Raw genomic sequence first — 16,946 nt, 5'->3', positions numbered from 1 at the left:
ATGCCTGCCTTCATCAAAAAGAAGATTATCAATATTTTTCATCGAGGCTAAATAATAGTAAAAATAGCTGCTGCACCGTTCAAATATATATTAATAAGAAAAAACAGGCTCAAATTTCTCTGTAAAACTTTGCCTAAAACATCTATTGAGCTTTGACATCTTAAGAATGCTTGAGAAATCTAAAATTATACAATTTTCCTCCATCAGCCCGGAATCTTTAATAATATGCTTTTTCCTGCCTATCTTTAATAATCATTGCCACTAACTCACAATAGTTGGTCAGCGAGTAAAGATCCATTATGATTTTAAATCTCATTTGTTTTTCAAAGTTCCTTCTAATCCTCAATTTTTTAAAGCTTTTAAGAAAAGAATAACGTTGCTGAGTTCAACTGAAATTGCTTTTTTAATTTTTATTCAGCCTTCCTATCAATTATATTCAGAAGAGCCGGATACAATTCCGTCAGGTTTTCCGTTTCTTGTTTGAAAAGTTCTTAGAGACAAAAATGGTATTAACAAAATATTAGAATATCTCTGGATAATTGTTTTTCATCTTCTGTACAAAATGCATTACTTTTAGGATATGAAGAAGAAAAATGAATTGGAAAGAAGGGGGTTCGTTTTCAAAAAATATGAAGAACCGTCTAAGACCCCTTTTGAAAAGCTTTTTGAGATTTTCAAAGAATTGATCACCCACACTTCGGGAGATTTAGATGAAGCCTTAGACTGGCTGGAACAGCTGGACAAAGAATATGATCTTACCGATGATGACTACACTCTTGATGACTTTATAGAAGACCTGAAGAAAAAAGGCTATATAAGGGAAGAAATAGACCCTGAGGAAGGCGGCGGTATGGTAATTACTGCAAAAACCGAACGGGCTATTAGGCAGCAGGCCCTGGACCAGATATTTGGGAAACTGAAAAAAGGAACATCAGGAAACCATCGCACCAATCAGATAGGCAGGGGAGATGAACATACAGGAGATTTCAGGGCCTATCAGTTTGGGGATTCCCTGGACAGTATTTCTATGACCGAAAGCTTGCGCAATGCCCAGATCAACAATGGCCCGGGAGATTTTAACATGACGCAGGATGACCTTGTGGTGGAGGAAACGCACTACAAATCCCAGATGAGCACAGTTCTCATGATCGATATCAGCCACAGTATGATCCTTTATGGAGAAGACAGGATTACTCCTGCTAAAAAAGTAGCTATGGCTTTAGCTGAACTTATTACCACCAGGTATCCCAAAGATACCCTGGATATCCTTGTTTTCGGGAATGACGCATGGCCAATATCCATTGCAGATTTACCGTATTTAAAAGTTGGCCCTTACCACACTAATACCGTGGCGGGTTTACAGTTGGCCATGGATCTCCTGCGAAGAAAGAGGAATACCAATAAGCAGATTTTTATGATTACAGATGGTAAACCCAGCTGTATCAGGGAAAGAGACGGTTCTTATTACAAGAACAGCATGGGGCTGGATCCTTATATTGTAGACAAATGTTATAATGCTGCCCGCCAGGCAAGAAAACTGCATGTACCAATCACCACATTTATGATCGCGCAGGATCCTTATCTCACACAGTTTGTGCGTGAATTCACAAATGCTAATCAGGGTAAGGCGTTTTACACCGGATTAAAAGGTCTTGGGGAAATGATCTTTGAAGATTACGAAGCCAATCGCAAAAAAAGAATAAGAGGTTAAACTCAAAAAAACTAGCATGAAAATTGAAAATATTAAAACACTCGGTGCTTTAAAAAATGCCGGGTATAAAAGTAAAAGCATAAAGGAAGAGCTTCGGCAAAATCTTATAGCGAAAATAAAAAATGACGAATCGGCGTTTGAAGGAATTCACGGTTATTCCAACACTGTAATTCCGGAATTGGAACGAGCAATCCTTTCCAAACATAATATAAATCTTTTGGGTCTCCGTGGACAGGCAAAAACACGCCTTGCCAGGTTAATGGTAAACCTGCTGGATGAGTATATTCCTGTGGTAGAGGGTTCAGAAATTAATGATGATCCATTAAATCCTGTTTCCCGTTACGCCAAAGAACTAATTAAAGAAAAAGGTGGGGAAACTCCGGTTAGCTGGATACATAGAGAAGAAAGGTTTTATGAGAAACTGGCCACGCCAGATGTTACAGTTGCCGACCTTATTGGAGATGTAGACCCTATTAAAGCCGCAAATTTAAAACTGAGTTATGCTGATGACCGGGTAATCCATTTCGGGATGATTCCCCGCGCTAACCGCAGTATTTTTGTGATAAATGAACTGCCCGATCTACAGGCGCGAATCCAGGTGGCTTTATTCAATATCCTGCAGGAGGGAGATATTCAAATTAGAGGTTTTAAGCTTAGGCTTCCGTTAGACCTTCAGTTTGTATTTACCGCGAACCCTGAGGATTATACCAACCGGGGAAGTATCGTTACCCCGCTTAAAGACAGGATTGGCTCTCAAATTCTAACGCATTATCCTGAAACTATCGAAATCGCCAAGACTATTACCCAGCAGGAAGCAAAACTGGATAGCAGGCAGGCAGAGCTTGTTTATGTGCCGGAACTGGCAAAAGACCTGTTGGAGCAAATTAGTTTTGAGGCTCGTGAAAGTGAATTTATAGATGAAAAAAGTGGAATTAGTGCCCGTATGAGTATTACCGCTTATGAAAATTTACTGAGCGCGGCAGAAAGGCGTAGCCTGAAAGCCGGAGATAAGGAAACGCTGCTGAGGTTTGGTGATTTCCTTGGAGTGATTCCAGCGATTACCGGTAAAGTAGAACTGGTTTATGAAGGAGAGCAGGAAGGCGCCGCGACCGTGGCTATGGAGCTTATTGGAGATGCGGTGAAAACCCTGTTTCCTGAATATTTTCCGAAGATTGAAAAACTTCAGAAAGCAGAAGATAAAAGTCCGTATGATGATCTGGTGGAATGGTTTTTTGAGCAAAGCGGATTTGAATTGCCCGATGACCTTTCTGATAAGGAATACAAAGAAAAACTTGATTCCATAAAACCGCTAAACGATCTTATAAAAAAATATCAGCCTGAACTAGGTAAAGAAGAGAGCTACTTCTATAAAGAGTTTTTGTTGTGGGGACTGGTGGAATACAAAAAGCTGAGCAAACACCGTTTTTCTCAGGGCGTGCAGTTTAAAGATCTCTACGGAAGCTATATTAGTGGTCTATAATTATTTATTCCGAATAAATTAATAAATACCTGATCTCATTGCAGATCAGGTATTTTATTTTAAAAGAAATGAGAAATTCATAATTACGAATAGAAATGTTCGCTTTTGTTTTTTTTTACATTTAAAATTATATAATTTTATCAGCAGTTTAGCCAAAATAATGCGAACATTAAAAGCACATAGTAATTTGTCAATTTTCACCGCAATTTCTGCACACGGTATTATTACTATGATTATTACTGGCATTACCCCTTTGGGGTAATTTGTATACAAACTTCCGTCCGTACCTGTACCTGGTAATTTTAAATTCAATTATTCCACAATAAATCAATATTCAAACATGAATATCCTAAAATTTGGAGGTTCTTCTTTAGCATCTCCCGACCGTATTAAATTAGTAGCTGAAACTGTTCAGGAACATTTAAAAAACGATTCAACAATTGCCGTTTTCTCTGCTTTTGGTGGCGTTACCAACGATCTTTTACTTATGGCCGAACTGGCTTCTGCTGAAGATGATTCCTATAAAGAAATACTCTCAAAAAATGAAAAAAGGCATCTGGAAGCCGTTAAGGAATTAATTCCCGTACAATCCCAAAGTGCCATTCTCAGTAGAATAAAAACGGAGTTTAATCGTCTGGAAACATTATATGAAGGTGTTTATCTTTTGAACGAACTTTCCAATAAAACCCGCCATGTAGTTTCAGGCTTTGGCGAAATACTTTCTTCTCTCATTATTGCAGAATATTTTAGAAGCCTGGAGATTAATGTTGGATTTGCAGATTCCAGGGAAATTGTAGTATGCCGGAATATGAATGAAAAAGTCCAGGTAAACTATGAGGAAACCTACGCCAATATTAAAAATTACTTTCAAAATGCTCAGAATGATCTTTATGTAGTCCCCGGCTTTGTAGCTAAAACCAGTCAGGGAGTTCCAAGTACCCTTGGGCGTGGAGGTTCAGATTTTACTGCGGCAATATTTGCCGGTGCTTTGGAGGCGGAAGAGGTTTTAATTTATACCGATGTGAACGGAATGTACACCGCCAACCCAAGCCTGGTTCCGCAGGCATATCCGCTAAAGAACATTTCTTACGAAGAAGCGATGGAGCTTTCGCATTTTGGCGCCAAGGTTTTATATCCGCCTACTTTGCAGCCACTATTGGATAAACAGATTAGAATCCATATAAAGAATACTTTTAAACCGGGGGAAGAAGGGACAGTAATCTCCAGGTCCAGCAAAGAAAATTTCCGCTGGGTTACCGGGATCACTCATATAGATTCCATAAAATTACTGAATATCGAAGGATCTGGAATGGTTGGAATTCCCGGTTTTTCCAAGCGTTTCTTTGAGGTCCTGTTCCAGGAAAACATCAATGTGGTGCTAATAACCCAGGCATCTTCAGAGCATAGTATCTGTATCGCTGTTAAAGATGACGAGGCCGAAGCTGCCAAAGAAGCTCTTGATGAAGCTTTTGAAGCTGAAATTGAGCATAAAAAAATAAAACCTGTTCAAATTGAAGAGAATGTGGCCATTATCGCCCTTGTAGGAGATAGTATGAAGAGCCACCACGGGCTTAGCGGCAAAATGTTCAGTGCCTTGGGGAACAACAATATCAATATTCGGGCTATCGCCCAGGGGTCTTCAGAAAGGAATATTTCTGCCGTTATTGCTAAAAAGGATGTCAAAAAAGCGCTCAATACCTTGCACGAGCAATTCTTTGAGGTGCCTTCCAAAGAGCTGAACCTTTTTATTACCGGCGTGGGGAATGTTGGAAGTAAATTACTCGCCCAGCTTAAAAAGCAGGAAAAGTATCTGCTGGAAAAACTTAGGCTGAAGGTACGCGTGCTCGGCCTTTCCAATTCCAGGAAAATGTATTTTGATGAAGAAGGCATAGACCTGGAAAATTGGCAGGAATTGTTGGAAAATGGAGAACAAGCCAATAAACAGCAATTTTTTGATAAGGTGAACAACCTGAATTTGCGCAACAGTATTTTTGTAGACAATACTGCCAGTGCCGAGATTGCCGGTTGGTATAAAGAATATTTGGCAAATTCCATCTCGGTGGTTACCTGCAATAAAATTGCCTGTGCAGATGATTTTGTCAATTATCAGCAACTTCAAAACCTGGCCAGGGAATACGGCGCATCTTTTTTATATGAAACCAATGTGGGCGCAGGCCTGCCAATTATAGACACTTTAAAGAACCTGGTGGCATCGGGAGACCGTATTCAGAAAATACAGGCAGTGTTATCAGGTAGTCTTAATTTTGTGTTCAACACCTATAAAGCAAAAGATCCTTTTTATAAAACTGTTGAAATGGCCATGAAAGAAGGCTATACCGAACCAGATCCCAAAATAGACCTTAGCGGGGTAGATGTGGCCAGAAAAATCCTCATCCTGGCCAGGGAAAGCGGACTCAAAATGGAACTTGAAGATATAGAACGAGAAGATTTCCTTTCTGAAGAAAGCCTGAATTCTGAAACTAACGAGGAGTTTTTTGAATTGCTGAAGCAGGATGAGCCTAAATTCCAGGAAATATACAACAGTGCTGAAGAAAATAATGCTCAGCTCAAGTACGTGGCCCAACTGGAGGGTGGAAAGGCTAAAGTTGGCTTGCAGGAAGTAGGGGCAGATCACCCGTTTTACAACCTTAGCGGGAGTGATAATATCGTATTGTTTTTTACCGATCGCTACAGTGAGCAGCCACTTATAGTAAAAGGTGCCGGTGCCGGCGCAGATGTAACGGCTTCAGGTATTTTTGCCGACGTGATACGAATTGGGAAAAAATAACTTTTATGAACCAGATAAAAATATTTTCTCCAGCAACAGTCGCAAATTTGTCCTGTGGTTTTGACGTGTTAGGTTGCTGCCTTGATAATGTTGGGGATGAAATGATCATTAGTGAAAACAGCCTTCAGGAAGTAAGGATTACAAGTATTACCGGCCAGGATCTGCCTTTGGAAACCGACAAGAACGTAGCCGGAGTGGCTGCCAAAGCCTTTCTTGCTGACCTGGGGAATTCCCAGGGTTTTGACATCGAAATTGATAAGAAAATAAAGGCCGGGAGCGGGATTGGCAGTAGCGCTGCCAGTGCTGCCGGGGCGGTTTTCGCGATAAATAAACTGTTGGGAGAACCCCTTAGCGTGTCTGAGCTTATTCCTTTTGCGATGGAAGGTGAAAGGCTGGCGAGCGGCAATGCCCATGCCGATAATGTGGCGCCCGCGCTTCTGGGCGGCTTCAGCCTTGTGAGAAGTTACGAGCCGCTTGAAGTTTTAAGCCTGCCTACGCCAGAAGAACTGCGAGTGGTGGTACTTCATCCTTTAATTGAGATTAAAACCAAAGATTCCAGGGCTATCCTCAGGCAAAGCGTGAGCCTGAAAAAAGCCATCACTCAGTGGGGAAATTTAGGCGCCCTGGTAAGTGCGCTTTATACCAGTAATTATGATCTTTTTGGCAGAAGCCTTCAGGATGAAATTGTAGAACCGGTGCGGTCTATTCTTATTCCCTATTTTGATGAGCTGAAGAAGATTGCTGCTGAAAATGCTGCCCTGGGATTTGGTATTTCAGGTTCCGGGCCTTCAGTTTATGCCATGTGCAGGGGAGATGAAAATGCTGAAAAAGTGAAGTCCGCCATAAAGGAGTTTTACAAATCCAAAGCCATAGATTTCGAATTACACCTCTCCGGAATTAACAAGGAGGGAATAAAAATATTATCATGAATTACTTCAGTTTAAATAACAGGGAGCACCTGTCAAATTTTGAAAAAGCGGTCGTTAGAGGACTTGCTCCAGATAAAGGGCTTTATTTTCCGGAGAAAATTGAGAAATTACCACAAAGTTTTTTTGATGAAATTCAGGCTCTGGATAAAACAGAAATTGGGTTTGAGGCGATCAAAAATTATGTTGGAGAAGAAATTCCGGAAAGCAGATTGAAAGACATCATAGCGGAAACCCTGGATTTTGATTTTCCTGTGGTTCCGGTAGAAGACAGTGTTAGTAGCCTGGAACTTTTCCATGGGCCCACACTTGCTTTTAAAGATGTAGGAGCGCGCTTTATGGCGGGCAGCCTTGGGTATTTTGTTGAAAAAGGCAAAATTGAGAAGCTTACGGTTCTTGTGGCAACTTCCGGCGATACCGGCGGTGCTGTGGCCAGTGGATTTCTTGGAGTGGATGGGATTGATGTAGTGATTCTGTACCCTAAAGGAAAAGTTAGCGAAATTCAGGAAAAACAACTTACAACTCTGGGCGAAAATGTTACGGCTTTAGAAGTAGAAGGCGCTTTTGACCAATGCCAGGATATGGTGAAGAAAGCCTTTCTGGATGATGAAATTCAGCAGAAAAGGCAGCTTACTTCTGCAAATTCCATTAACGTGGCGCGCTGGCTTCCGCAAATGTTTTATTATTTTCTGGCTTATAAACAACTGAAGTATAAAGGTCAAAAACTGGTTTTTTCGGTGCCAAGTGGGAATTTCGGAAATATTTGCGCAGGAATGCTGGCGCGGGAAATGGGCTTGCCCATAGACCATTTTGTGGCCTCTAATAATGCCAACAATGTAGTTACGCGTTATCTTGAAAATGGTAAATATGAACCTAGAGGTAGTGTCCAGACGATTTCCAACGCAATGGATGTGGGCAGCCCCAGTAATTTTGTAAGGGTGCTGGAATTATTTGAAAACCAATTCGGAAACCTGAAAAAATACCTTTCTTCTTATAGTTTTGATGATCTGGCCACTAAAATGGCCATTAAAGAAGTTTACGATACAACAGGCTATACCATGGATCCCCATGGTGCGGTTGGATACCTGGGATTAAAGGAATTTTTAAAAAATCATCCGCAATATTATGGGGTATTTCTGGAAACGGCTCATCCTGTAAAATTTCTTGACACTGTAGAAGAGGTGATAGCTCAAAAAGTTCCGGTTCCAGCACTTATAGAAGGTATTTTGGATAAAAAGAAAAAAGCTCATCAAATTAATAATTATGATGAGCTAAAGAGTTATTTGCTGAAGTGATTTTAAACCTCACAGATTTTCAAAATTTGTGAGGTTGTAATAATACTAATGATAAGCCTTTTAGAGGTGCATTTTCGCGGTTCTTGAAATCATTTTTTGTTATTGTGCCTGTGTAACACGCTCCAAGGTTAATTCATCCGCACAATATTCTAAAGGCCCGCAAGGATCAAAATCAAATAGCAATTCTTCGTCTTCAACTGAAAAATCAAAGCTCCATTCTACATCTTCCTGAATTAAGCTCAGGTCATCAAGGCTTACAAATTGCGAGGCTTCAGTGTTAGAATTCCATTGATCATAAATTAAATTCATGCGATCACCTTCAGTAGTAAAATTTCCTTTCATTTGCACATTATAACCTTGAATAGCGTTGTTGCTGATGTCTCTTAAGAAGGTGTGACTTTCAAAAGTGCCATCACTAAAAAATTCGAACTGCAGTACATATTCATAATCTCCATCTTCCAGGTCTGGATAATCTTCATTGTTTATTTCATAAGAAGTTTCCCAAACTCCAGGTACTTCCTCGTTATTGGGCATTCCGGTGTCATCATCATTAGAGCAGGACAATAGTACAAGAATGGTGATTAGGCTGAGCAATCTTTTCATAATTTTATTTTTAGTATTCTCTTAGTAGATACTGTGAATCCAAAAAGGTTGCGTTATGTTTATCAATATTTAGCAGGTGCTCCTTCCTCCGGAAGCGTCTTCTCAATAAATTCACGAATGTCTTCATTGGCATTTTTAAGGTCTTCACTGCGGAGGTACATCATATGACCGCTGCGGTAGCCTTTAAAATGCAGCCTGTCTTTCATTTTACCGCTTGGGTCCAGTTGCCACAGGGAGTATTTCGCGTTGAAATAGGTGGTGGCGCCATCAAAATACCCAGACTGGATCATCACATCGAGATTTGGGTTTTGGGCCATGGCTGCTCTTAAATTTTCGCCGCTGTTGTTAGCGCTCCTGTCCCAGGGATGCACCGGGCCAAACATGAAGTATTTCAAATCGGTTTTAAAGTTGAGCTCTTCCCTTAAATAATGGTTAATCGCGGGAGTGAATGAATGCAGCCAGGAAGTAAGTTCAGCATTATAATCCGGAGAATCCCCTGCTTCCTTTTCATCCAGGCCTAAATACCTGGAATCCAGCCTGCCGATCGTGTAGCCGGAAGAATTGCGCAGCAATTCTTTCCAGAAGTATCTTATTGGCACCTCAAGATTATTCTGAAGGATCACTTCTTCTGAAATACCCGAGTAATAGGCCATTTTTTCAGCAATTTCCTGTCGGCTGGATTCTTCAGCAAAGCCACCTTTCACCAGCATCGGCAGAACTTCATTAACAGCGTATTTTTCCACTTCAGGCAATAATTCTTCCAGGTCTTTATTCTGAAGTTCTTCAGGCAAGGCCTTATGATACCAGGCTGCCGCGGTAAAATAGGGGAGGCGGTTGGCAATCTCTACCGGTCCATCCCTTTCTATACCAAGTTCTGTGGGAGATACGAGTATAACTCCGTTCAGGTACATCCACTGGCTGCTCTGCAATTCCAGCGCCAGCCCGGAAACCCTGGTGGTACCGTAACTTTCTCCAATAAGATATTTTGGAGAAAGCCAGCGGCTGTTCCGGGTAACAAAGGTGTTAATCCATTCTGCGAGGTAAGAAATATCAGCATTTACCCCAAAGAACTTTTCGCGGTCCACTTTTCCTTCAGCATCTGGAATTGGCCGGGAATACCCTGTGTTGACGGGATTAACATAAACAATGTCTGCCACGTCCAAGATTGAATACGGGTTCTCTTTAATTCCGTAAGGCTGTACGGGAAAACCTTCATCATCAATTTTCAAAATTCTCGGGCCGGTATAGGCGATATGCATCCAAACCGAAGCGGAGCCCGGGCCGCCGTTAAAGGAAATAGCCAAAGGGCGATTTTCAGGATTCTTAATATCACTTCTTTTGTAGTAGGTGTAATACAGGCTGGCAATTGGCTCACCATCTTTATTCCATACAGGTTGCATTCCCGTTGTGGCCGAATAATTGATGTTTTGCCCTTTTATTTTAACCGAATGTTGTGTAACTACAGTGGTGTCTACAGGCACCTCGATTTTCTGTGCATAAGATGAAAAAATGATAAATAGCAGAAACAGGCTGGAGATATATTTCATTTAAATAATTTTGAAATTGAATCGAAAAATACTTCTTATTAAAGAAAACCACAAGGGCGGAGGCTTTTTGAGCTATTTGCGGTTATTTAAATTTTCATCTTTAAAAACAATAATATAACTCAAAACGATTCCGCCTGCAGCAGCCAGCAAAAACAGAAGAATGGCAAGGCCCGGATACCCGAAAATGGTAAAACTTGAAGGTACCTGCATGAGCATGGCAGCGCCAATAATGGTGGCGGCAATAATGAGGCCGAGGGTAATACGGTTGGCCACTTTTTGAAAACCATCGGTTACACGCTTTTCATCAATAGCGTCTATTTGTATTTTTAATTCGTTATTTGCCAGGTTTTCTGAAATCTTGTTCAGGCGTTCCGGCATGTTTTCAGTAAGCTTTTTTGATTCCAGAAGCATCGAAAAGAAGTTTTCCGGCTTCAGCTCTTCATAGGCTTTTTTACGCATTATCTTCTGCACATGCTGTTGTATGGCCTTTTTTAAATCGAAATCAGGATCAAGAATAGCAACCAGCTGGTCCATATTCAGTAAAATTTTTCCCAGGATATTGATTTCCACGGGAAGATGAATTCCACATTCGGCCGCAAGCCTGTTCAGCTGAATAAGCAACCTGCCGGTCTGCATATCCCTGGCGGTGCTGTGTTCACTATCCATTATTAAGTCGCTGATGGTCTTTTGAAAAATATCTATCCTGGCCAAATCATCATATTTGCTCATCCTAAGCAGGATTTTAGCAGTTTCAGAACCATTGGTGGTACTTATGGAAATGAGTAGCTGCAGGATGTATTCCTGCAGTTGCGGCGTGAATTTGGCAACCATCCCAAGGTCGATAAGCGCAATTTTATCGTCGCTGGTAAACTGCACATTCCCGGGATGCGGATCTGCATGTACAAAACCATCATTAATGATTTGCTGCAGGTAAGCCTGTACCAGTTCATCTGCAAGCGGACTGTAATCTACTTCCAGCTGTTTTAGAGGGGAAAGCTTTGTGATTTTTTTGCCCTCGATAAATTCCATGGAAAGCACTTTCCCTGAACAGTAGTCGTTTATGGGCTGCGGCACCACCAGCTGCTTATATTTGCTGAGGTTGTTTCCCAAGGTTTCCAGGTTTTTTGCTTCCCTGGTATAATCCAGTTCCTGCAACAGAATATGCCTTAGTTCTTCCAGCACCTGGTCGAAGGAATATTTTTTGGCGGTTTGGGTATGTTTTACGGCAAGATCTGCCAGTTCCCTTAAGGTGTCCAGGTCTTCCAGGAATTTTAACCGGATTCCCGGGCGCTGCACTTTTACAGCCACGGGCTGGCCAGATCTTAAGGTAGCATAATGTACCTGGCCAATGGAAGCACTGGCTAGAGGTTTTTCTTCAAAAGAATTAAAAGCTTTGGAAATTCGCGTTCCCAGCTCTTCTTCTACAATTTTATGCACTTCTTCATAAGGGATAGGAGGTACATCGTCCTGAAGGCTGGCCAGTTCCTGAAGGTATGCATCGGGTAAAAGATCTGGACGCGTAGAAAGTAATTGACCAAGTTTTATGTAGGTTGGCCCCATTTTTTTAAGATCTTCCACCAGTTCTTCCGGGCTTTGATCAAAATTATCTTCATGGTTTTCCTCATTGCCTTCCATCATTTGTGAAGCCGTACTGCGGAAGAGGTCACTGTGCCAGTACTTCAGCATAAAGCTTATAAATTTCTGGTAACGGTGCATATTGTTAGGTAGAACAGACATGTATTGAATTCAGTTAAGGGCTGTAATTTTTTTGAAAACAATATACAAATTAGCCCATTTACAGAACGCCAGGCGCCCCCAATTTTTAACAATTGTTTAAATTAATAGGAAAGCATTTTATTGATATGGTTAATATTTCCCGGATTGCCAAAAACGTAAAGTAAATCGTCCTGCATAATAACAGTAGATGGCGAAATCTCTGTTAAATACTTATTCTCTCTTTTTATTGCCAGAACAGTTACCCGGTAATTTTTGCCCATACCGGATTCTTCAATGCTCTTGCCTACAATATTTTTATTGTTTTGCTTTACGCTTAGAGTGGCAATTTCCTTATTGGGAATATTGAGGTGCTGCAAATTGGGATTGTGTGGTTTGCCCTTAATGGCTGTAAGCATTGCATAATCTGAAGAGCGAATACTGTCTGTAAACTCCTGGATTTCATCAAAAGGAACAAGATATTTTTTAAGCACCCTGGTAAAGATTTCAATAGAGGTTTCAAACTCTTCCGGAATAACTTCATCTGCGCCCAATCTAATATTTTCTTCAATTTCTTTTACGTAACGCGTTCTTACAATAATAAAAGCGGTTTGTGTGAAAAGCCGTATACTGCTTACAATTTTTTTAGTGGCATTGGGATCTGAAATAGCAATTACCACCACCCGTGCTTCCTGAACATGAATATGTTTTAAAATAGTGGGATTGGTGGCATCCCCAAAAACCACCGGTTCTCCCTTGGCTTTCGCTTTTTCAATAGATTCCGGTTCCATGTCTACAATAACATAAGGAATATTGGCGTTTTTTGCCGCTTTGGCAATGTTGCCACCATTTATTCCGTAACCGATGATTACCAGGTGGTCCTGAAGGTTTTCCTGTGGCACTTCCTCTTTTTCCGCTGTTTTTCTCATGGCGTTCAGTCTTTTCCTTACTGCGGAAGAGATTGGCGCCTGTAATAAAGCGTAGGTTAGTTTTGTAGAATATGAAATTAGGAAGGGGGTTAGCCCCATGCTTATTATGGAAATTGCAAGGAAATACTGGTAGATGCTCTGCGGAATTATTCCGTTGTCCCGTCCCACTCCCGAAAGTAGCAGTGAAAATTCCCCCACCTGGAACAGGCTGAAGACGGTCATAAAGATAGTTCGTGGCTTATATTTCAAAATAAAGGTGGTAATTCCCACTACGATCATCTTCAGCAAAACCACGCCCAGCACGAGCAACAAAATGTATAAAATGTTCTGAAAAAAGAAATTCAGATTTAAAAGTGTTCCGACGGAAATAAAGAAAAAGCTGATAAAGATTTCCCTGAAGGGCAATACATTGGCCGTAGCCTGGTGGCTGTAATCGCTTTCAGAAATGATAAGCCCCGCGAAAAAGGCTCCCAGGGCCAGCGATAGGCCCACCGAAAAAGTGAGCCAGGCAATGGCAAAACAAAAAACCACCACGGTAAGAATAAACAACTCCTGATTTTTGGTTTTTACCACCCATTTAAAAACCCTTGGCACTACGTATTTTGCCAGTAGGAAAATTACAATTCCCACTAAAATTACTTTGCCTGTAAGGATGCCTACCGTTTCTAAAATATTCTTTGACTTACCGGCCAGGAGCGGGGTAAAAAGCATCATGGGAACCACTACAATATCCTGGAAAATCAGGATGGCCACAGCAATTCGCCCATGCGGCGCGGTAATTTCCCCTTTTTCCTGCAGTAATTTCAGCACAATGGCGGTGCTACTTAGAGAGAACAGGAATCCCAGGAAGATGGAAGAATTTAAAGGAAGGCCAAAAAACATCGCCACCAGGGTGGTAAACAAAATGGTTCCTGCCACCTGTAAACCACCTCCTAAGATCACGGTTCTTTTAATGGAAGCGAGACCTTTTAACGAAAGTTCTATTCCAATTACAAAAAGCAGGAAAATAATACCTATTTCTGATAACAGTTCTACCTCATGGCTGGAACTAATTAAATTGAATGCGTGGGGGCCGGCGATAATTCCCGCTAATAGAAATCCCAGGATAGAGGGAACTCTTATCTTTTGGAAAGCAAGAATTATAAGGATTGATAATCCCAGAATTACTACAATATCCTGTAAAATAGGAATTTCCATCAGGCAGTGTAAGGTCTAAAGTTGGTTAGTAAAAATCTTCAATTTAGGAGAAATACATTGATAAATAAAATAAAAAAGCGATAGTGAATACTACCGCTTTTTCATAAAATTCTAATCCGTATTTCTAAGATTTCAACCAGGCATGGCGCAATTCAATTTGTTCGCTACTGGCATTAGGAATTTCAGTCAGTCGCATTCCGGGCGCTTTAGCGGCTGCAATTGGGCCTTCAAGAACAACGTCTTCCCCATTTCGGGTAACTTTAACCTGAATTTGTTCACCTTCAGCCCACTCCTGCGAAGCCATAATAAGATCGTAAATATACTCGCGGGTATAAGCCACTCCGTTTATTTCCCTTATTACGTCTCCACCCTGTAGGCCTAATTCGGTAAAAAAGGTGTTCAGTTCAATATCATTTCTTACCAGGATATTTCCGGAAGCATTTACGGTGATGTAAGGAGTAGATTGATCTTTTAGCAGGTAATCTACCGGCACCTGATCTTCCCTTAGCTCCAGGCCAACTTTTTCAAAAAACTGGTCGTAAGGGATTGGAGTGGTCCCGCTAACATAGGTGTCGAAAAACTCCTGGATTTCCGGATAAGTAAGCTCTACAATTACGGGAATTAATTCCTCGTCTTCAAAAGGCTTGTTTTTGCCATATCTTTCAGTAAGTTTTTTCATTAAATCCAGCACTCCCATACGGCCTTCGCTTAATTCCCGAAGCCTTATATCCAAAGCCATTCCTATTAACGCGCCTTTCTGGTACACGTTATAATAACTGTCCTGGTAAGGATCTTCCAGGATGTTTTCGCTCATCACGGTAAAAGACATGGTATCATCAAACCTTTTGGCGGTATTGATCTTCTCATTCATCCTGTCGTAGAAATCCTGATTATCTATAAGCCCCTGGTTTACCTGGAAAAGATTAGCGAAATACTCGGTTACCCCTTCATACATCCAGAGGTGCTCAGACATTTTTGGATTATTGTAATCAAAATAATGGATCTCGTTGGAATGCACGCCAAGCGGGGTGATAATGTGGAAAAATTCGTGCGAAACTATATCGGTCATGCTCTTGTTAAGTGCCTGCTGTTCCATAGTTTCAGGCATCACCACTACAGTTGAGGTGTGGTGTTCCAGCGCTCCAAAATTTCCGGCATCATTTTGTCCAGGGGTGGCAGAGAGATATACGATAATGGCATATTTATCGGTATTATTAATATCGCCAAGGAAATCTTTCTGAGCCCTAATCATTTTCTCCATTGCGGGTTTAAGGCTTTGCGCCGAATGTTTCTTGTTTGGAGAATATACATCAATTAACACCTTCATATTACCTGCCATGAAGCTGGTAGTGTCTGGAGCGGCGTACATTATGGGATTATCGGTAACTTCAAAATACCTGTTGAGGTTATAGACATCTGTTTTGGCATTTTCAACTTCAGCGTCCAGGGTTTCATCTACATTTAAAGAACTTCCGGCAATAAGGTCTGAAGGCCTTAAAATTTCGAGGCGGTATTCTTTTTCTTCCATTTTTTCAAAATACCCAACGAACCCGTGCAAATTCAGAAGGAAATTTTTGTCTTCCAGGATGTTGGTCCCGGCCATGGAGTAAATTCCTCCTTCTCCCTGTATATCAAAAGTGTCATTAACAAGATAGGTTACTTTGTCCAGCTTTTTTGCATTTGGAATCCTCCAGCTGTTTTCATCAATTTTAATCACCTCCAGTTCATTTCCTTTACTGTCCAGGGCTTTAAAATCTTCGGCATATTTCCCATAATTTGAAGTGGAATAGGTGCCGGGTACTGTTTTAGGAATGTAAAAAACGGTTTCTTCCGTAGAAATTTCGGGAGGATCAACGCTTACCAGAACCCGGTCATTATTTACATGCACCAGGTCCAGGTTGGTAACAATTGGCGGTTCTTCTGTAATTGTGTTTTGTGTGGTTTTACAGCCATATAGCGCAAGAGAAAATGCGACGGCATAGAAAATTTTTCTCATTATTAAAAATTGATTTTTTATGTATGTCAGGATTTTGGGTGAAAAGTTACAACCTCTTTAGCAAAAGAGATAAGTTACCCTCTGTTAACATGCTGTTAATAAAAAGGTAAAGAGGAAAATATAATATTGTTGTTTCTTGCGGATTATAAAATCCTATACTATGAAGCAAAAATTACGATTTTGGGGCATCTTTATATGCTTTGGTTTTTTTCTGAATTTCGCCGCGGCGCAGTCCGTTTTTATAAATGAAATTCATTATGATAATGATGGGGGTGATACCGGGGAAGCGGTAGAAGTAGCCGGTCCCGCCGGGACAGATCTCACCGGGTGGAGCATCGTTCTTTACAACGGGAGCGATTCAGAAACCTATGGGGAGATAGCTTTAGGAGGTACGATTCCCGATTTGCAGGGCGGCTATGGAACATTAGAATTTTCTGATGGAAGCATCCAAAACGGATCTCCCGATGGGCTTGCTTTAGTAGATAATGATGGCAATGTGATCCAATTTTTAAGCTATGAAGGCACAATTACCGCGCTGGATGGGCCGGCTTCCGGCCTGGAAAGCGAAGATATTGGAGTGCAGGAAAACAGCTCTACCCAGGTTGGCTTTTCGCTGCAATTAGGTGGAGAAGGGCAGGAGTACACGGCTTTTACCTGGCAGGAAGCCCTGGAGAATACTTTTGGGGCCATTAATGCAAACCAGGATTTTGGAGGAGAAGTTACAGATCCTGATCCCGATCCCGAACCAGAGCCAGAGCCAG

The 16,946-nt window shown here is 41.2% G+C and carries 10 protein-coding genes and 1 pseudogene; 6 read left to right on the top strand and 5 right to left on the bottom strand.

Translation table 11 applies throughout. The features are described 5' to 3' along the window. Positions 1-580 precede the first annotated feature (580 nt). The 5 genes from RM553_RS17130 to thrC all read left to right on the top strand — a co-directional run bounded on the left by RM553_RS17130 (position 581) and on the right by thrC (position 8,200). On the top strand, positions 581-1,711 hold the full coding sequence (locus tag RM553_RS17130) for a vWA domain-containing protein (protein WP_311536184.1): 1,131 nt from the start codon (positions 581-583) through the stop codon (positions 1,709-1,711). A 16-nt stretch (positions 1,712-1,727) separates the two neighbouring features. Next, on the top strand, positions 1,728-3,191 hold the full coding sequence (locus RM553_RS17125; protein ID WP_311536183.1) for a magnesium chelatase: 1,464 nt from the start codon (positions 1,728-1,730) through the stop codon (positions 3,189-3,191). Between the two features lie 340 nt (positions 3,192-3,531). After that, positions 3,532-5,979 (top strand): bifunctional aspartate kinase/homoserine dehydrogenase I, encoded by a 2,448-nt coding sequence (gene thrA / locus RM553_RS17120; RefSeq protein WP_311536182.1) that lies wholly within the window; start codon positions 3,532-3,534, stop codon positions 5,977-5,979. A 5-nt stretch (positions 5,980-5,984) separates the two neighbouring features. Beyond that, complete coding sequence (locus RM553_RS17115) at positions 5,985-6,908, top strand: homoserine kinase (RefSeq protein ID WP_311536181.1); 924 nt, start codon at positions 5,985-5,987, stop codon at positions 6,906-6,908. Beyond that, the gene (gene thrC, locus RM553_RS17110; protein ID WP_311536180.1) at positions 6,905-8,200 is read left to right on the top strand and encodes a threonine synthase; all 1,296 of its coding nucleotides are present in this window, start codon (positions 6,905-6,907) and stop codon (positions 8,198-8,200) included. Before RM553_RS17115 ends, thrC begins: the two co-directional genes overlap by 4 nt. A 99-nt stretch (positions 8,201-8,299) precedes the next feature. Here thrC and RM553_RS17105 read toward each other — a convergent pair whose 3' ends face one another. The 5 genes from RM553_RS17105 to RM553_RS17085 form a co-directional block, all read right to left on the bottom strand. After that, a complete protein-coding gene (locus tag RM553_RS17105; RefSeq protein ID WP_311536179.1) occupies positions 8,300-8,803 on the bottom strand; it encodes a hypothetical protein in 504 nt (167 codons plus the stop codon). Positions 8,804-8,865: 62 nt separating this feature from the next. Further along, positions 8,866-10,350, bottom strand: a complete 1,485-nt coding sequence (locus RM553_RS17100; protein ID WP_311536178.1) for a S10 family peptidase — start codon at positions 10,348-10,350, stop codon at positions 8,866-8,868. Between the two features lie 72 nt (positions 10,351-10,422). Further along, a complete protein-coding gene (locus RM553_RS17095; RefSeq protein ID WP_311536177.1) occupies positions 10,423-12,087 on the bottom strand; it encodes an ABC1 kinase family protein in 1,665 nt (554 codons plus the stop codon). A 101-nt stretch (positions 12,088-12,188) separates the two neighbouring features. Further along, a complete protein-coding gene (locus RM553_RS17090; RefSeq protein WP_311536176.1) occupies positions 12,189-14,189 on the bottom strand; it encodes a monovalent cation:proton antiporter family protein in 2,001 nt (666 codons plus the stop codon). A gap of 124 nt (positions 14,190-14,313) precedes the next feature. Then, complete coding sequence (locus RM553_RS17085) at positions 14,314-16,185, bottom strand: M61 family metallopeptidase (protein ID WP_311536175.1); 1,872 nt, start codon at positions 16,183-16,185, stop codon at positions 14,314-14,316. A gap of 160 nt (positions 16,186-16,345) precedes the next feature. Here RM553_RS17085 and RM553_RS17080 point away from each other — a divergent pair. Then, positions 16,346-16,946, top strand: a pseudogene (locus RM553_RS17080) (lamin tail domain-containing protein); the annotation flags it as partial.

This window comes from Autumnicola tepida, from assembly GCF_031846485.1.
In the GTDB taxonomy this organism is placed as follows: Bacteria; Bacteroidota; Bacteroidia; order Flavobacteriales; family Flavobacteriaceae; genus Autumnicola; species Autumnicola tepida.
This window is presented reverse-complemented; position numbering and strand designations above follow the sequence as displayed.